The organism is Streptomyces sp. 2P-4, assembly GCF_030167965.1.
In the GTDB taxonomy this organism is placed as follows: domain Bacteria; phylum Actinomycetota; class Actinomycetes; order Streptomycetales; family Streptomycetaceae; genus Streptomyces; species Streptomyces globosus_A.
Map to the genome: position 1 here is coordinate 2,763,519 of NZ_CP095011.1, position 16,379 is coordinate 2,779,897.

At 72.4% G+C, this 16,379-nt stretch carries 15 protein-coding genes; 5 read left to right on the forward strand and 10 right to left on the reverse strand.

Annotation, left to right across the window (positions count from 1 at the left end):
- Positions 1–11 precede the first annotated feature (11 nt).
- Positions 12–1,172 (reverse strand): adenosine deaminase, encoded by a 1,161-nt coding sequence (locus MUK52_RS11715; protein ID WP_284575904.1) that lies wholly within the window; start codon positions 1,170–1,172, stop codon positions 12–14.
- Between the two features lie 115 nt (positions 1,173–1,287).
- On the opposite strand from MUK52_RS11715, the gene MUK52_RS11720 reads away from it, so the two are divergent.
- The 3 genes from MUK52_RS11720 (at position 1,288) to MUK52_RS11730 (ending at position 3,836) form a co-directional block, all read left to right on the forward strand.
- Positions 1,288–2,010 (forward strand): alpha/beta hydrolase, encoded by a 723-nt coding sequence (locus MUK52_RS11720; protein WP_114053854.1) that lies wholly within the window; start codon positions 1,288–1,290, stop codon positions 2,008–2,010.
- A 64-nt stretch (positions 2,011–2,074) separates the two neighbouring features.
- Entirely contained in the window at positions 2,075–2,443 is a 369-nt protein-coding gene (locus tag MUK52_RS11725; RefSeq protein WP_114053853.1) for a cupin domain-containing protein, read from the forward strand.
- Between the two features lie 340 nt (positions 2,444–2,783).
- Positions 2,784–3,836, forward strand: coding sequence for a helix-turn-helix transcriptional regulator (locus tag MUK52_RS11730; protein ID WP_246042305.1), 1,053 nt, complete (start codon positions 2,784–2,786; stop codon positions 3,834–3,836).
- On the opposite strand, the gene MUK52_RS11735 is transcribed toward MUK52_RS11730, so the two are convergent.
- Entirely contained in the window at positions 3,767–4,807 is a 1,041-nt protein-coding gene (locus MUK52_RS11735) for a LysR family transcriptional regulator (RefSeq protein WP_246042768.1), read from the reverse strand. The two genes, MUK52_RS11730 and MUK52_RS11735, sit on opposite strands and share 70 nt — an antisense overlap.
- 63 nt (positions 4,808–4,870) lie before the next feature.
- Between MUK52_RS11735 and MUK52_RS11740 the strand changes: the two genes are divergently transcribed.
- Both MUK52_RS11740 and MUK52_RS11745 read left to right on the forward strand, forming a co-directional pair.
- On the forward strand, positions 4,871–6,157 hold the full coding sequence (locus MUK52_RS11740; protein WP_114053852.1) for an MFS transporter: 1,287 nt from the start codon (positions 4,871–4,873) through the stop codon (positions 6,155–6,157).
- 177 nt (positions 6,158–6,334) lie between these two features.
- The gene (locus MUK52_RS11745; RefSeq protein ID WP_284575905.1) at positions 6,335–7,339 is read left to right on the forward strand and encodes a sigma-70 family RNA polymerase sigma factor; all 1,005 of its coding nucleotides are present in this window, start codon (positions 6,335–6,337) and stop codon (positions 7,337–7,339) included.
- Here the strand turns inward: MUK52_RS11745 and MUK52_RS11750 are convergent.
- From MUK52_RS11750 to MUK52_RS11785, 8 genes are all read right to left on the reverse strand, one after another.
- Positions 7,253–7,594, reverse strand: a complete 342-nt coding sequence (locus MUK52_RS11750) for an STAS domain-containing protein (RefSeq protein WP_114053850.1) — start codon at positions 7,592–7,594, stop codon at positions 7,253–7,255. The two genes, MUK52_RS11745 and MUK52_RS11750, sit on opposite strands and share 87 nt — an antisense overlap.
- Positions 7,595–7,710: 116 nt before the next feature.
- Positions 7,711–8,988 carry a thymidine phosphorylase gene (locus MUK52_RS11755; protein ID WP_114053849.1) on the reverse strand — a complete coding sequence of 426 codons (1,278 nt, stop codon included), beginning with the start codon at positions 8,986–8,988 and terminating at the stop codon, positions 7,711–7,713.
- Between the two features lie 93 nt (positions 8,989–9,081).
- A complete protein-coding gene (locus tag MUK52_RS11760; protein WP_114053848.1) occupies positions 9,082–9,480 on the reverse strand; it encodes a cytidine deaminase in 399 nt (132 codons plus the stop codon).
- Entirely contained in the window at positions 9,477–10,742 is a 1,266-nt protein-coding gene (locus MUK52_RS11765) for an ABC transporter permease (protein WP_114053847.1), read from the reverse strand. The genes MUK52_RS11760 and MUK52_RS11765 overlap by 4 nt, the downstream gene beginning before the upstream one ends.
- On the reverse strand, positions 10,739–11,854 hold the full coding sequence (locus tag MUK52_RS11770; RefSeq protein ID WP_284575906.1) for an ABC transporter permease: 1,116 nt from the start codon (positions 11,852–11,854) through the stop codon (positions 10,739–10,741). Before MUK52_RS11770 ends, MUK52_RS11765 begins: the two co-directional genes overlap by 4 nt.
- Entirely contained in the window at positions 11,854–13,572 is a 1,719-nt protein-coding gene (locus tag MUK52_RS11775) for an ABC transporter ATP-binding protein (RefSeq protein ID WP_428985385.1), read from the reverse strand. The genes MUK52_RS11770 and MUK52_RS11775 overlap by 1 nt, the downstream gene beginning before the upstream one ends.
- A gap of 97 nt (positions 13,573–13,669) precedes the next feature.
- Positions 13,670–14,725: a BMP family lipoprotein gene (locus MUK52_RS11780; RefSeq protein WP_114053845.1), complete on the reverse strand. Its 1,056-nt coding sequence runs from the start codon at positions 14,723–14,725 to the stop codon at positions 13,670–13,672.
- Positions 14,726–14,944: 219 nt separating this feature from the next.
- Positions 14,945–16,189: an amidohydrolase gene (locus tag MUK52_RS11785; RefSeq protein WP_284581695.1), complete on the reverse strand. Its 1,245-nt coding sequence runs from the start codon at positions 16,187–16,189 to the stop codon at positions 14,945–14,947.
- Positions 16,190–16,379 lie beyond the last annotated feature (190 nt).

Below are 16,379 nucleotides of genomic sequence, written 5' to 3' on the forward strand. Positions count from 1 at the left end.
CCCCCCTTTCGTCAGGCCGTGGCCTGGGTCCCCACAGAACCGCTGGTGGAGGCGGTCTGCCGGAACAGCCATTCCGACTTCAGCTCGGCGTAACCCGGCTTGATGACGTCGTTGATCATCGCGAGTCGTTCATCGAAAGGAATGAACGCGGACTTCATCGCATTGACGGTGAACCACTGCATGTCGTCGAGCGTGTAGCCGAAGGCGTCGATCAGGTGCTCGAACTCGCGGCTCATGCTGGTGCCGCTCATCAGCCGGTTGTCGGTGTTGACCGTCAGGCGGAAGTGCAGCTTGCGCAGCAGGCCGATCGGGTGTTCGGCGTACGAGGCCGCCGCGGCGGTCTGGAGGTTCGACGTCGGGCACATCTCCAGGGGGATGCGCTTGTCGCGGACGTACGAGGCGAGGCGGCCCAGCGTGACGGAGCCGTCCTCGGCGACCTCGATGTCGTCGATGATCCGCACGCCGTGGCCCAGGCGGTCGGCGCCGCACCACTGGAGGGCCTGCCAGATCGACGGCAGGCCGAACGCCTCGCCCGCGTGGATCGTGAAGTGGTTGTTCTCGCGCTTGAGGTACTCGAACGCGTCGAGGTGGCGGGTGGGCGGGAAGCCCGCCTCCGCGCCGGCGATGTCGAAGCCGACGACGCCGCTGTCGCGGTAGCGGTTGGCGAGCTCGGCGATCTCCAGCGCGCGGGCGGCGTGGCGCATCGCGGTGAGCAGGGCGCCGACGCGGATGCGGTGCCCGGCGGCCTTCGCGCGGCGCTCGCCCTCGCGGAAGCCGTCGTTCACGGCCTCGACGACCTCTTCGAGGGTCAGGCCCGCCTCCAGGTGCTGCTCGGGGGCGTAGCGCACCTCGGCGTAGACGACGCCGTCCTCGGCGAGGTCCTCGGCGCACTCGGCGGCGACCCGGAAGAGCGCCTCCTTCGTCTGCATGACGGCGCAGGTGTGCGCGAACGTCTCCAGGTAGCGGGGCAGGGAGCCGGAGTCGGCGGCGTCCCGGAACCAGGTGCCCAGCTTGTCGGCGTCGGTCTCGGGCAGCTTGTCGTAGCCGGTCGCGCGGGCCAGCTCGATGATCGTGCCGGGGCGCAGTCCGCCGTCGAGGTGGTCGTGGAGCAGCACCTTCGGGGCACGGCGGATCTGGTCCGGAGTGGGCGGGTTGGAGGTCTCGCTCGTCATCTGCGCACTGTAACTCCTACGCGCGTAGAGCGCGTCGGCGGCGTGAGGCTCCGATATCCAACAGAGACCGTACGGAGGGGGTCGCGTACACCTGTCAGTCTGAGACTGTTCCGCCATGTCACATCTTGCGCCGCCGGCGCGCGGGGCCCGCCTGGGGCGGGCGTCCGGCGCGAACGGCTCGGTCTCGACGGTCAACGGCGTGGTGCTCCTCCTCCCGGGCGGGTCCCGGTGGGCGCCCGGCCCGGTGCGCCCGCTCGCGCGGGCCCTGGCCCGGGCGGGCGGGGCGGACGGCCTGGTGGTGCACACGCTCGCGTACGGCGGCCGCGGCTCCCCCGAGCAGGACGCGCGCTGGGCGGCGGACGAGGCCGTGCGCCGCTACGGGGACGTCCCGGTCTGCCTCGCCGGGCACGGCGCCGGCGGGCGGGCGGCCCTGCTCGCCGCGGACCACGAGGCCGTCAACTGCGTCGTCGCACTGGCCCCTTCGCTCGGCGCGGCCGCCGACCCGGACTCGCCCGAACCGGTGAAGCAGCTCTCCGGCCGGCAGGTGCTCCTCGTGCACGGGACGAACGACTCCCGCAGCGATCCGGAGTCCTCCTTCCGGCTCGCCGAGCGCGCGAAGAAGGCGAACCGGGCGACCTGCCGCTTCGAGGTGCACTCCGACGGCCACCGGTTACGCGAGCACCGGTCCGAAGTGGTCTCCCTGGCCGTGGACTTCGTCCTCGGGGCGGTGCTGTGCGCCCGCTTCTCCCGCCCGGTGGCCGACGCCCTGGCCGCCCCGCCGCCGATCGGCCTGCGCATGCCGCTGGCCTCGGGGTTCGGCCGTTCGCTGCGCGGCTGAGCAGGGGCCTGCGGCGTAGAGTGGAAGAGGACTCGGGGGCAGCGCGCTCCGGGAGGCGATGGCCATGGCCATGGTCCGCAGGAACTTCGACAAGGCCGACGAGACACGGCCCTTCGTGGACGGCACGGGTCGGCTCGACCTGATCCAGGTGGAGGGCGGAGCCGTCGGCCGCGCCGTCTTCGAGCCGGGCTGGCGCTGGTCGGAGCACATCAAGCCGCTGGCCGGCACCGACAGCTGCCAGTCCGCGCACACCGGGTACGTGGTGAGCGGGCGGATGCACGTCGTCATGGACGACGGCGAGTCGGACGACTACGGGGCGGGCGACTTCATGCAGGTCACGCCGGGCCACGACGCCTGGGTCCTCGGCGACGAGCCCTGCCTGGTCATCGACTGGACCGGCTTCGCCGGCTACGCGAAGCCGACCGAAGGCTGAGGCCCGCGTTCTGGGGCGGCGGCGGCCGCACCGGTCCACCGCGGGCCGGCCGTTCCGCCCCCTCTCGGTCGGACGGCCCCGGGCTGCCGGGTGCGGCCACCGCCGTACGCGCATCTGCGCACCGGGCGGCCGCCGTACGGCGGGACGCGGCCTGGCAGGATGCGGGCAGCCGTGGTCGTCGGCCGTCCGCGCACCATCCCGCCGATCCGCGCTTCCCCCTCCCGGTGCCCCCACTCTGCCGGTTCCGGACGCCTGGGATCCGCCGGGCCGGGGGTCGTCTTGCCGCCTTGCGGGAACACGAGGGGTTTACGAACAACCGCAATCCGGGACGAATACGCACATGCCCGCCGAGGAACCCGCACCTGCCGCCGGAGGCGAACTGAGCCCCGCGGCCCGGCGCCTTTACGCGTACGCCGTCGAGCGGCACTCCTTCGCCCCCGCCGAGGCCACCGCCGCTCTCGGGGCCAGGGCCGCGGCGGCCATCGCGGAGCTGGCCGCCGCCCACCTGCTCCAGCGGGCCCCCGGCAGCGGCGGCGAGCGGTGGTGCGCCGTCGCCCCGCGTGCGGCGGCCGCCCGGGCACTGGCCCCGCTGGCGCTGCTCGTCCGCGAGACCCACGACGAGATGGACCGGCTGCGCGGCCGACTGGAGGCGCTGGTGCCGGCGTACGAGGCCGGGGCGGCCCTGCGCGAGCGCACCGGGCCGGGGAGCTGCGAGCTGGAGACGGTCACCGACCTCGGGGCGGTGCGGGCGCTGATCACCGAGCTGGCCGCGGGATGCGAGCGCGAGCTGCTGACCTCGCAGCCGGGCGGCGCCCGCCCGCAGGAGACCCTCCAGGAGGCGATCGGGCGGGACGAGTCGCTGCTGGCGCGCGGGGTGCGGATGCGGACGATCTACCAGCACACGGCGCGCTACTCCCGGCCCACGGCCGCGTACGTGGAGCGGGTGACGGCGCTCGGCGCGCAGGTGCGGACCCTCGGCGACGGGCTGATGCGGATGCTGATCTTCGACGGGCACACGGGGCTGATGGCGGTGCCCGACCGCACCGGGGCCGCCCTGGTGGTGCGCGAGCCGAGCGTCGTGCACTTCATGGCCTCCGCCTTCGAGCGGTCCTGGCTGAAGGCGGAGCCGTTCCCGACCACGGTCAGCCCGGAGGCCGCACGGACGCTCTCGGACGAGCTGCGCCAGACGATCGTCCGGCTGCTGTCGGAGGGGCTGGAGGACAAGGTCATCGCGCGCCGGCTCGGCATGTCGGAGCGGACCTGCCAGCGCCACATCGCCGGAATCATGCGGGCGGTCGGCGCCAAGTCCCGCTTCCAGGCGGGCTACCTGCTCTCGGCGGCCGGGCCCGCCTCCGCGGCGGAGGCCGCGGAGGGGCCGGCGGCCGGCTCCTGAACCGGGGCGTGCCACTCCGGGATCAGCCGGCCGCGGCGGGACAGCAGGAACCGCTTGAACTGCGCGACCGGCGGGGTGTCGGGATGGCCGTCGAGCCAGGCGACGCCGATCTCGCGGACGGCCCGGGGCGCGGTCACCGTCAGCTCGACCACACCCGGCCGGGGGACCGCGGGAGGCGGCAGCAGGGCCACCCCGAGGCCGGCGGCGACCAGGCCGCGCAGCGTCTCGGCCTCCTCCCCCTCGAACGCCACGCGCGGGGCGAACCCGGCCTCCGCGCACAGGTCGTCGGTGATGCGGCGCAGGCCGTAGCCCGGCTCCAGGGTCACGAACACCTCTTCGGCGGCCTCGGCGAGGCGGATGCGCTTGCGGACGGCGAGGCGGTGGTCGTCGGGGACGACCAGGCGCAGGCGCTGCTCGTCGAGGCGGCGGGCCACCAGGTCGGGGGCGTCGGGGAGCGGCGACGTCAGGCACAGGTCGAGCTCGCCGGCGCGCAGCCGCTCCAGCATGGCCTCGCCGTAGTTCTGGACCAGGGAGAAGCGGACGCCGGGGTGGTCGGCGCGGAAGGCGCGGATCAGGCCGGGTACGGTCTCGGGGCCGAGGGTGTGCAGGAAGCCGAACGCCACCTTGCCGTGGGCCGGGTCGGCGTCCTGCTGGACGGATCCGGCGGCCCGGGCGATCTCGGCGAGCGCCTTCTCGGCGGAGGCGAGGAAGGTCCGCCCGGCCGTGGTCAGCGCGACGGTGCGGCCGCGGCGCGCGAACAGGGAGACGCCCAGGTCCTGTTCGAGGCGGACCATGGCGCGGGAGAGGGTGGACTGCGGGACGCCGAGCTCGTGGGCGGCGCGCGTGACGTGCTCGTGGCGGGCGACCGCGGCGAAGTACGCCAGCCGCGGCGCCAGCAGACTTGTCACGGCCATGTCTTCTTCGTAACGGTTCGCTGACATGCGCCCTCCTGAACAGCGCTGATGCACCAGTGGATCGATTATCGCGATTCTGTGCATTGGACGCATGAAACGGGCCGGGTCTACGGTCGTTGCATGCCTCCCGCTCATACCGGGGCACCCGTCCGCACGGGTGCCTCCACCCCGTCGTCCCCGAAGCCCCTCCGCGCCCACTCCCCCGGCCGCCCCGGCTACCGCCGGATGAGCCTCGCGCTCTTCGCCGCCGGACTCGCGACGTTCGCCCTCCTCTACTCCACCCAGGCGCTGCTGCCGGCGATCTCGGACGGCTTCGGGGTGACGGCGGGTCAGGCCAGCTGGACCGTCTCCGCCGCGACCGGCGCACTCGCCCTGTTCGTGCTGCCGCTGAGCGCGCTGTCCGAGCGCTTCGGGCGGACCCGGCTGATGACGGTCTCCCTCGCGGTCGCCGTCGGCGTCGGACTGCTGGTGCCGTTCGCCCCCGACCTGGAGTGGCTGGTCGTGCTGCGGGCCGTCCAGGGCGCGGCGATCGCCGGCGTCCCCGCCTCGGCGATGGCGTACCTGGCGGAGGAGGTCGAGCCGAAGGCGCTGGTCGGCGCGATCGGCCTGTTCGTGGCGGGCAACTCCATCGGCGGGATGAGCGGCCGCATCGCCACCGGCTGGGCGGCCCAGGCGTGGGGCTGGCGGGCCGGCCTGCTGACCGTGGGCGTGCTGGCGCTGGCCTGCGCCGCCGCCTACCGGGTGCTGCTGCCGCGGGCCCGGTTCTTCCGCCCGGCGCCGCTCGCCCCGCGCGCGGTGGGCGCCGCCGTCGCCCGGCACCTGCGCGACCCGCTGCTGCTGCGGCTGTACGGGATCGGCGCGCTGTTCATGACCGTCTTCGGGGCCGTGTACACGGTGATCGGCTACCGGCTCGTCGAGGAGCCGTTCTCCCTCGGGCAGGGCGTCGTCGGCTCCGTCTTCCTGATCTACCTGGTCGGTACGGCGTCCTCCGCGGCCGCGGGAGCCCTGGTGGCGCGGGTCGGGCGGCGCGGGGCCCTGTACCTGGCCGTGGCCACCACCGCGCTCGGCCTGCTGCTCTCGCTCGCCGACGCGCTGGCCGCGGTGCTGGCCGGGCTGGTGCTGATCACCGCGGGCTTCTTCGCGGGCCACGCCGTGGCGTCGGCGGCGGTCAGCCGCACCGCCGCCACGGGCCGGGCACAGGCCTCCGCCCTGTACCAGTCCGCGTACTACCTCGGCTCCAGCGCGGGCGGCACCCTCGGCGCCCTCGCCTACCACACGGGCGGCTGGGCGGCGACGGCCGGGATCGCGCTGCTGGCGGTGCTGGGCGTCGTCTCGATCACCCTGTACGGCTCGCACGCCGCCCGCGCGGAGCGGCGCCTGCCGGTGCGGGCGGCCGCCGCCCGCTGACAGACCTTCCGGCGAACGCGTCCGTGCGGGGACGCGCGGCGGGCCCCGGGCGATCCCCGGGGCCCGCCTCCTCTTCTCCGGGGCCGGCCGGCGGCGCCCGGCACCGCTCGCCCTGCGGCTGTCGGACCCCTCGGGTAGGTTCCAGTCCATCGGGACCGACCAGGGGGAGCGGCACACATGACGGACACCGGCAGCCTCGGCACCGCCTCGGCGGGCGCACGCGAGGACCTGGACGCGGCCCTGGACCGCTACCGGGTCGAGCTCACCGGCTACTGCTACCGCATGCTGGGCTCCGCGTTCGACGCGGAGGACGCGGTGCAGGACACGTACGTACGGGCCTGGCGCGGCTACGCGAAGTTCGAGGGCCGCTCCTCGCTGCGCTCCTGGCTCTACCGGATCGCCACCAACGTCTGCATGGACCTGCTCAGCGCGGGCAGCAGGCGGGCCCGCCCGATGGACCTGACCTCGCCGCAGCACCAGGCCTCGGCGGTGCTGAACGAGCGGCCGGAGGTGACCTGGCTGGAGCCGGTCCCCGACGCCCGGGTGCTGCCGCAGACCGCCGACCCGGCGGAGGCGGCGCTGGCCCGGGAGTCGGTCCGGCTCGCGTTCATGGCGGCGCTCCAGCACCTGCCGCCCCGGCAGCGGGCCGTGCTGATCCTGCGGGAGGTGCTGGCCTGGAAGGCGGACGAGGTCGCGGCGCTGCTGGAGACCACCACCGCCTCCGTGAACAGCGCGCTCCAGCGGGCGCGGGCCACGCTCTCCGCCCGGCCGGTCCGCGACAGCGAGGCCGCGGACCCGCTGGACGCCGGGCAGGTGCAGCTGCTGGAGCGGTACCTGTCCGCGTTCGAGGCGTACGACATCACCGGGCTGACCGCGCTGCTCCACGAGGACGCTGTGCTGTCCATGCCGCCGTACGACCTGTGGCTCCAGGGCCCCGCGGACATCGCGGCCTGGCACCTGAACCAGGGCATCGGCTGCAAGGGCTCCCGCCTCGTCCCGACGACCGCGAACGGGCTGCCCGCCTTCGCCCAGTACCGGCCGCGGCAGGACGGCCGGCCGGGCCACGTCCCGTGGGCGCTCCAGGTGCTGGAGGTGTCAGGGGGCCGGATCGCCGGGCTCAACGCCTTCCTCGACACCGACCGGTGGTTCCCCCTGTTCGGGCTCCCGGAGGAGCTCCCCTAACCCGGCGAAGGCGAGCAGCGCCCGCAGCTCGGGCCCGGCGCCGGTCACCGTCAGGCTGCACCCGAGGCGGCGGGCGGTCAGCCGCAGCCGGGCCAGGGTGTCCACGGCCCCGAGGCCCGGCGGCCCGATCCCGCCGAGGTCGCACACCACGGCGGCGGCCCCGGCCGCGTACAGCTCCGCCAGCCGGAGGCAGGCGGCGGGCGCGCCGCCCGCCGCCACGTCGGGCCCGGTCAGGGCCAGCGTCGGTTTCGTCATGCCGGTAGGACCGCAGGGGCCGCCGGAACTCATCGCACGGCCCCGCACACACGGGAGCGGGCGGGGCGGGCGCGCGCGGCGCCTGCCCCGCCCGCTCCGCGGCGGGCGGTCCGGGATCAGGCGATGCGGTCCAGGACGATCGGGTTCGCGGTGAACGCGGTGCCCGCCGGGGCGATGTCGTACGAGCCCTCCAGCGACGCGAGGGCGTAGTCGAACTTCTCCGGGGTGTCGGTGTGCAGCGTCATCAGCGGCTGGCCCGCGGTGACCTGCTCGCCCGGCTTGGCGTGCAGCTCGATGCCGGCGCCGGCCTGCACCGGGTCCTCCTTGCGGGCGCGGCCCGCACCCAGGCGCCAGGCGCCGACGCCGACGGCGTACGCGTCGAGGCGGGTCAGCACGCCGGACTCCGGGGCGGTGACGGTGTGCTGCTCGCGGGCGACGGGCAGGGCCGCGTCCGGGTCGCCGCCCTGGGCCTGGATCATGCGGCGCCAGACGTCCATGGCGGAGCCGTCGGCGAGGGCCTTGGCCGGGTCGGCGTCCTTGATGCCCGCGGCGTCCAGCATCTCCTTGGCCAGGGCGATGGTCAGCTCGACGACGTCGGCGGGGCCGCCGCCGGCGAGGACCTCGACGGACTCGCGGACCTCCAGCGCGTTGCCGGCGGTCAGGCCGAGCGGGGTGGACATGTCGGTGAGCAGGGCGATGGTCTTCACGCCGCTGTCGGTGCCGAGGGCCACCATGGTGGAGGCCAGCTCGCGGGCGTCCTCGATGTTCTTCATGAAGGCGCCGGAGCCGACCTTCACGTCGAGGACGAGCGAGCCGGTGCCCTCGGCGATCTTCTTGGACATGATCGAGGAGGCGATCAGCGGGATGGCCTCGACGGTGCCGGTGACGTCGCGCAGGGCGTACAGCTTCTTGTCGGCGGGGGCCAGGCCGTCGCCGGCGGCGCAGATGACGGCGCCGGTGGTGTCCAGGACGTGCAGCATCTCCTCGTTGGAGAGCAGGGCGCGCCAGCCGGGGATGGACTCCAGCTTGTCGAGGGTGCCGCCGGTGTGGCCGAGGCCGCGGCCGGAGAGCTGCGGGACGGCCGCGCCGCAGGCGGCGACGAGCGGGGCGAGCGGCAGGGTGATCTTGTCGCCGACGCCGCCGGTGGAGTGCTTGTCGGCGGTCGGGCGGGAGAGGGAGTCGAAGTTCATCCGCTCGCCGGAGGCGATCATCGCGGCGGTCCAGCGGGCGATCTCGGACCGGTTCATGCCGTTGAGCAGGATGGCCATGGCCAGCGCCGACATCTGCTCGTCGGCGACGACACCGCGGGTGTACGCGTCGATGACCCAGTCGATCTGCTCGGGGCTCAGCTCGCCGCGGTCCCGCTTGGTGCGGATGACGGAGATGACGTCCATGTGGTGCTTCCTTCTACGCGCATAGAGGGGTGTGGGTGGTCCGCGGGACTGCGACGGCCCTCCGCCCCGCAGGGCGAAGGGCCGTCGGCACGGTTATCTCAGGTGGTCGGGCCCGAAGGCCTGGGGCAGCATCTCCGCAAGCGGGAGGATCCCCTTCGGGGTGTCCACCAGCAGCTCGGGGCCGCCGAACTCGAAGAGCAGCTGGCGGCACCGGCCGCACGGGACGAGCACGTCGCCGTTGCCGTCGGCGCAGGTGAAGTGCGTCAGGCGGCCCCCGCCCGTGGCCTGCAGCGCGGAGACCAGGCCGCACTCGGCGCACAGGCCGAGCCCGTAGCTGGCGTTCTCCACGTTGCAGCCGGTCACGGTGCGGCCGTCGTCCGTGAGGGCGGCGGCGCCGACCGGGAAGCCGGAGTAGGGGGCGTAGGCCCGGGACATGGCGTCCCGGGCGGCCGCCCGCAGGGCCTCCCAGTCGGCGTGGGTCGCCGTCGTCACTTGCCCTGGCCCTTGCGGTACGGCATGCCGTCCGCCTTCGGCATTCTCAGGCGCTGTGCCGAGAGCGCCAGGACCAGCAGCGTCGTCACGTACGGGGCCGCGTCGACGAACTGGCTCGGGACGGCGTCGGTCAGGGTGTACCAGACGAACAGGCCGGCCGCGCAGGCCGCGGAGATGGCCGCCTGGACGTGCTTCTTCTTGTACAGCTGCCAGACGACGACGGCCACGAGGAGGATCGCGAGCAGCAGCAGCATCGCGTGGACGTTCTCGGCACCGCCGCGCAGCTTGAGGCTGTAGGTGAAGCCGAAGAGGCCCGCGCCCAGGGACATGCCGCCCGGCATCCAGTTGCCGAAGATCATCGCGGCGAGGCCGATGTAGCCGCGGCCGCCGGTCTGGCCCTCCTGGTAGATGCCGGTGGAGACGATCGCGAGGAACGCGCCGCCGAGGCCGGCCATCGCACCCGAGACGATCACGGCGATGTACTTGTACTTGTAGACGTTGACGCCGAGGGACTCGGCGGCGACCGGGTTCTCACCGCAGGAGCGCAGCCGCAGGCCGAAGGCCGTGCGCCACAGCACCCACCAGGTGGCGGGGATGAGGAGCACCGCGACGACGGTCAGCAGCGAGAGGTTGGTGACCAGGCCGCCGACGACGCCGGCGACGTCGGAGACGAAGAACCAGTGCTTGGCCTGGAGGGTGGCCAGCCAGTCGGAGAGCCCTGGGATGGTGATCTCCGTGATGGGCTCGATGCGCGGGGACTGCTTGGAGGAGCCGCCGGGGGCCTCGCCGAAGGTGAAGTTCGACAGGTACTGGGTGAAGCCGATGGCCAGGATGTTGACCGCCACACCGGAGACGATGTGGTTGACGTTGAACGTCACGGTGATGATCGCGTGCAGCAGGCCTCCGAGGGCGCCGCCGACGAGGCCCATGACGACACCGGTCCAGGGGCCCCACTGGTAGCCGGCCCAGGCGCCGAACCAGGTGCCGAGGACCATCATGCCTTCGAGGCCGATGTTGACCACGCCCGCGCGCTCGGCCCACAGGCCGCCGAGGCCCGCGAGGGCGATCGGCACGGCGAGCTGGAGGGCGCCGGAGATCTGGCCGACGGACGTCAGGTCGTCGGCGCCGGAGATGACCCGGACCAGCGAGATCAGGGCGAGGCCGCCCGCGATGATCAGCAGGATCCAGGGGAGGGTGAGCTTGCGGCGTCCGCCGCCCTTCTTGGGCGCGGCGCTCGTCGCGGAAACGGTGCTGGTGCTCACGCCTTGACCTCCTTGTCGGTCTTGATGGCGTGCCCGGCGGCGAGCTCCTCGCCGACCTTCTGCTGCTGGCGGCGGATGCCGTAGCGGCGCACGAGCTCGTAGCTGACGACGACCGCGATCACGATCAGGCCCTGCATGATCGTGCCGATCTCCCTGGCGTAGCCGGCGGTGTCGAGGCCGGCGGAGGCCTTGTCGATGAAGGCGATCAGGAGGGCGGAGAAGAAGATGCCCACCGGGTGGTTGCGGCCGAGCAGGGCGATGGTGATGCCCGTGAAGCCGACACCGAGGGGGAAGGACAGGTTGTACGTGTGCGACTCGCCGAGCAGGAGCGGCATGCCGGTGAGGCCGGCGACCGCGCCGGAGATGAGCATCGACGTCATGATCATCTTCTTGGCGTCGACGCCGGACGCCTGCGCGGCGGACTCGCTGGCGCCGGTGGCGCGCAGGTCGAAGCCGAAGCGGGTCCGGTTGAGGACGAACCAGTAGACGATGCCCAGGGCGAAGGCGACGAAGGTGAAGCCGTAGATCTCCAGGCCGTCGCCGACGGTCAGCGCCGGGAACCAGCCGGACTCGGCGATCTTGCCGGTGGTGAGGTCGTTGGACCCCTCCTCCTGGACGCCCAGGTTCGTCGGGAGGAGCAGCCAGGCGATCAGGGCGGTGGCGATGGCGTTCAGCATGATCGTCGAGACGACCTCGCTGACGCCTCGCTTGGCCTTCAGGACGCCCGCGATGCCGGCCCAGAAGGCACCGGTGAGCATGGCCACGGCCACGATCATCAGGATGTGCAGCGGACCGGGCAGCGTGACGGCGGCGCCGATGACGGCCGAGACCATCGCGGCGAGGCGGTACTGGCCGTCGACACCGATGTTGAAGAGGTTCATCCGGAAGCCGATGGCCACGGCCAGGGCTGCCAGGTAGTAGATGCCCGCCTGGTTGAGGATCAGGATCTGGACGTCCTCGTAGCTCGCCTGCTCCACCATGATCTGCAGCGGCTCGACCGGGTTCACGCCCGAGGCCGCCAGCACGATCATGGTCAGGGCGAAGGCGCTGACCAGAGCGAGCGCCGGGCCGGCGGCCGCGAGCAGCAGCCGGTCCTTGTCGATTTTCTTCATCAGGCCTCGTCCTCCGTCGTGTCACCGTCGGCAGCGGCGGAAGGGTTGTCGGTGGCTTCCAGGTGGCCGCGGGCGGCACCCGTCATGGCGGTGCCGAGCTCCTCGGGCGTGATCGTCGCCGGGTCGGCGTCCGCGACCAGGCGGCCGCGGTAGATGACGCGCAGGGTGTCGGACAGGCCGATCAGCTCGTCCAGGTCGGCGGAGATCAGGAGCACGGCCAGGCCCTCGTGGCGGGCCTCGCGGATCGCGTCCCAGATCTGCGCCTGCGCGCCGACGTCCACACCGCGGGTGGGGTGGGCGGCGATGAGGAACTTCGGGTTGTGGCTCATCTCGCGGCCGACGATCAGCTTCTGCTGGTTGCCGCCGGAGAGCGAGGCCGCGGTCACGTCGATGCCGGGGGTGCGCACGTCGTACTCGCGCACGATCCGCTCGGTGTCCTTGCGGGCCGCCTTCGGGTCGAGGATGCCGCGCTTGGAGTTGGGCTGCTCGGTGACGTGGCCGAGGATGCGGTTCTCCCACAGCGGGGACTCCAGCAGCAGGCCGTGGCGGTGGCGGTCCTCGGGGATGTAGCCGATGCCGCCCTCGCGCCGCTTGCGCGTCGGCTTGGCCGAGATGTCCTCGCCGTCGAGGGTGACGGTGCCGCCGTCCGGGTGGAGCATGCCCATGAGGGCCTCGATGAGCTCCGTCTGGCCGTTGCCCTCGACACCGGCGATGCCGAGGACCTCGCCCTTGTGGATGGTGAAGTCGATCCCGGCGAGGACCTCGCGGACGACGCCGTCGGGGTCGGTGGCGGCCAGCCGCAGGTCGGAGACCTTCAGCATGGGGACGTCGGTGACCGTCGACTCGCGGGTCTCCGGCGAGGGCAGCTCGCTGCCGACCATCAGCTCGGCGAGCTGCTTGGTCGTGGCGGTCTTGGGGTCGGCGGTGCCGACGGTGGTGCCCCGGCGGATGACGGTGATGTCGTCGGCGACCTTCAGCACCTCGCCCAGCTTGTGCGAGATGAAGATGACGGTCAGGCCCTCGGCCTTGAGCTCGCGCAGGTTGTCGAAGAGCGCGTCGACCTCCTGCGGCACGAGCACCGCGGTGGGCTCGTCGAGGATGAGGGTGCGGGCGCCGCGGTAGAGGACCTTGAGGATCTCCACGCGCTGGCGGTCGGCGACGCCGAGGTCCTCGACGAGCGCGTCGGGGCGCACGCCGAGGCCGTACGCGTCCGAGATCTCCTGGATCTTCTTGCGGGCCTTGGCGCCGATGCCGTACAGCTTCTCGCCGCCGAGGACCACGTTCTCCAGGACGGTGAGGTTGTCGGCGAGCATGAAGTGCTGGTGGACCATGCCGATGCCGCGGGCGATGGCGTCGCCCGGGTTGTTGAAGGAGACCTGCTCCCCGTCGACGGCGATGGTGCCCTCGTCCGGCTTCTGCATGCCGTAGAGGATCTTCATCAGGGTCGACTTGCCGGCACCGTTCTCACCGATGAGGGCGTGGACCGTGCCCTTGCGGACGGTGATGGCGATGTCCTTGTTGGCGACGACGCCGGGGAAACGCTTCGTGATGCCGTGCAGTTCTACGGCAGGGGGGCTGGACGCGTTGATGACGCACTCTCCTTGGCGCGGAAGGAGCTGGAAGCCGGTGTGGCGGGGGGACAGGGCGGGGGGAGAAGGTATCGCGTCCACGATGCCTCTACGCGCGTAGCACTGTCGGAAGTGAAAACTTGCGACCATGCGGCCACAAGGAACACGGAACGCGGCCCGGGGCCCGGGAGCGGTGAGACCGCTTCCCGGACCCCGGAGACCGTTCTACCTCACGTCAGGGTAGGCCTTACGGCGCGGTCTTGACGTTGATCTTCTTGGCGATGATGTCGGCCTTGGCCTTCTCCACCGCGGCCTGCAGCTCGGCCATGTTCTTGTACTCCGGGTTGGAGTCGGCCAGGCCGACACCGTTCTTGTCGAGGCCGTAGCGGATCTCGCCGGACTGCGGCGAACCGTCCTGGACGGACTTGATCAGGTTGTACACGGAGCCGGACACGTCCTTGGTGACCGAGGTCAGGATCTTGTCCTTGTACTTGGCCAGGCCGGCCTGGTTGTACTGGTCGGAGTCGACGCCGATGGCCCACTTGCCGGCGGTGGCGGCGGCCTCGATCGCACCCGAGCCCGCGAGGCCCGCGGCGGCGTAGATCACGTCGGCGCCGTTGTCCAGCTGGCCCTTGGCAGCGGCCTTGCCCAGGTCGGGCTTGGCGAAGCCGGAGAAGTCCGGCGGCTGGCTCAGGTAGGTCGACAGCACCTTGGCGTTGGGGTTGGTGTCCTTGACGCCCTGGGTGAAGCCCGCCTCGAACTTCTTGATCAGCGGAACCTCGACGCCGCCGATGAAGCCGACGGTGCCGGTCTTCGAGGCCTTGGCGGCGGCGACGCCGGCCAGGTAGGAGCCCTGCTCCTCGTTGAAGACCAGGTTGGCGATGTTCGGGCCGGTCTTCGACGCGTCGTCGATGAGGCCGAAGGTGGTCTTCGGGAACTTCGGGGCGACCTTCTCGATCGCGGCGCCGTACGCGAAGCCGACACCGATGACCGGGTTGTGGCCCTTGCGCGCGAGCTCGGTGAGGCGCTGGACCTTGTCGGCCTCGCTCTCACCCTCGGTGGGCTCGGCTTCCGCGCCCTTGACCTGCAGTTCCTTCTCGGCCTTCTCCAGACCCGCGTACGCGGCGTCGTTGAAGGACTGGTCGCCGCGGCCGCCGATGTCGTAGGCGATGGCTGCGGACTTCTGCCCCGTCTCCGTGGAGGAGGCGGAGTCGGACGAGTTCTTTCCGCCACAGGCGGTGGCCGAGAGGGCCAGCGCCGCGGACGCGATGCCCACGGTGGCGATCCTGGTGATCCGGCGCAAGGGGAGGCTCCTTCAAAACCTGACCGAAAGCGCCATGACCGGCGCTGGTTTCGCGGCGATCGTAACGCGCGTAGATGTCAGTTAAGAGCCCGTTCAGGAGTCGTTATCGGATCGTCGCGAACCGGACAGTGACCGGTTGGTGACTGCCGAGGCGTCCAGCCCTTGTGTATCAAGGGCTGGACAGCTGTGCCGGGCGCCGCTCAGATGAGGTGAAGATTTTTACCCGACCGGGCTTCCACGGCGGCCGTCGAGCAGGGCCGCGGCCGTGAAGAACTCCACTCCGACGGCGATCGCGTCCTCGTCGACGTCGAAGTCGCCCCGGTGCAGGTCCTTCTTGACGGAGACGCCCGGAGGGTGGACGCCGAGGCGGGCCATCGCGCCCGGGACGTGCTCCAGGTACCAGGAGAAGTCCTCTCCGCCGAGGCTCTGCTCGGTGCCCTCCACGGACGCCGCCCCGCAGCGGGCGGTCATGGACTCGCGCAGCAGCTCGGTGACGGCCGGGTCGTTCACGACCGGCGGGACGCCGCGCACGTACGTGATCTCCGACTTCGCGCGGTGCAGCGAGGCGATCTCGTCGATCGCGGCGTGGATCTGGTCGGGGGCCTCGTGCCAGGCGTTGATGTCGAGGCAGCGGATGGTCCCGGACAGCTCCGCGCGCATGGGGATGACGTTGCAGGCGTGGCCGGTCTCGATCCTCCCCCAGGTGATCGACATGCCGGAGCGGGCGTCCATGCGGCGGCCCACCACGGCCGGCAGGTCCACCGCGACCCGCGCCGCGGCCGTCACCAGGTCGGTGGTCAGGTGCGGCCGGGCGGTGTGGCCGCCGGGCCCCTCCAGGGTGACCTCCAGCCGGTCGCAGGCCGAGGTGATCGCGCCGGTCCGCAGGCCGATCTTCCCGGCGTCGACGCGGGGGTCGCAGTGCACCGCGATGATCTTGCCGACGCCGTCGAGGACGCCGGCGGCGATGGCGTCGGTCGCCCCGCCCGGCAGCACCTCCTCCGCCGGCTGGAACAGCAGCCGCACCGGGCGGGGCAGCAGGCCCTGCCGGTCGAGCTCGGCGAGCACCAGCCCGGCGCCGAGGACGACTGCCGTGTGGACGTCGTGGCCGCAGGCGTGGGCCCGGTCGGGGACCGTCGAGCGGTAGGGGACGTGGGTCTTGGCGTCGGGGATGGGAAGGGCGTCGATGTCCGCACGCAGGGCCAGCATCGGCCGGCCGCCGTCCCAGGTGCCCACGTCGCACACCAGCCCGGTGCCGGACTTCAGCACGCGTGGGCGCAGGCCGGCTTCCTCCAGTCGGGCCTTGATGGCCGCCGTGGTGCGGAACTCCTGGTGTCCTAGCTCGGGGTGCATGTGCAAGTCCCGGCGGAAGGCGATCAGTTCGGCACGCAGGTGGTCCGGCAGCTTCCCCGGCAGCTCGGGCTGGGAGGGCACACCGGGCAGGACGGTCTGGGACTCGCGGGACATCAACTGGTTCACCCGTTGAAGGGTAGGCGCACGAATGGTCCAACTGGATGGAGATCAGCAAAAGTTCATGCCGTCAGGGGAAAAAAACCAAGCCTCTGGACGCATGACCGGTTGCACCCAGGGGTAAACTCGCGCGCTCATCCGGCCCCGTGGCCGCCCGGACCGCCGTTGCGTACGGGGGCGTGTGGAC

Excerpts from the sequence above, each read along its gene's own strand:
- MUK52_RS11715 (WP_284575904.1), bottom strand. The coding sequence starts at position 1,172 with ATGACGAGCGAGACCTCCAACCCGCCCACTCCGGACCAGATCCGCCGT.
- MUK52_RS11720 (WP_114053854.1), top strand. The coding sequence starts at position 1,288 with ATGTCACATCTTGCGCCGCCGGCGCGCGGGGCCCGCCTGGGGCGGGCG.
- MUK52_RS11725 (WP_114053853.1), top strand. The coding sequence starts at position 2,075 with ATGGCCATGGTCCGCAGGAACTTCGACAAGGCCGACGAGACACGGCCC.
- MUK52_RS11730 (WP_246042305.1), top strand. The coding sequence starts at position 2,784 with ATGCCCGCCGAGGAACCCGCACCTGCCGCCGGAGGCGAACTGAGCCCC.
- MUK52_RS11740 (WP_114053852.1), top strand. The coding sequence starts at position 4,871 with ATGCCTCCCGCTCATACCGGGGCACCCGTCCGCACGGGTGCCTCCACC.
- MUK52_RS11745 (WP_284575905.1), top strand. The coding sequence starts at position 6,335 with ATGACGGACACCGGCAGCCTCGGCACCGCCTCGGCGGGCGCACGCGAG.
- MUK52_RS11750 (WP_114053850.1), bottom strand. The coding sequence starts at position 7,594 with ATGACGAAACCGACGCTGGCCCTGACCGGGCCCGACGTGGCGGCGGGC.
- MUK52_RS11755 (WP_114053849.1), bottom strand. The coding sequence starts at position 8,988 with ATGGACGTCATCTCCGTCATCCGCACCAAGCGGGACCGCGGCGAGCTG.
- MUK52_RS11770 (WP_284575906.1), bottom strand. The coding sequence starts at position 11,854 with ATGAAGAAAATCGACAAGGACCGGCTGCTGCTCGCGGCCGCCGGCCCG.
- MUK52_RS11775 (WP_428985385.1), bottom strand. The coding sequence starts at position 13,572 with ATGGTCGCAAGTTTTCACTTCCGACAGTGCTACGCGCGTAGAGGCATC.
- MUK52_RS11785 (WP_284581695.1), bottom strand. The coding sequence starts at position 16,189 with ATGTCCCGCGAGTCCCAGACCGTCCTGCCCGGTGTGCCCTCCCAGCCC.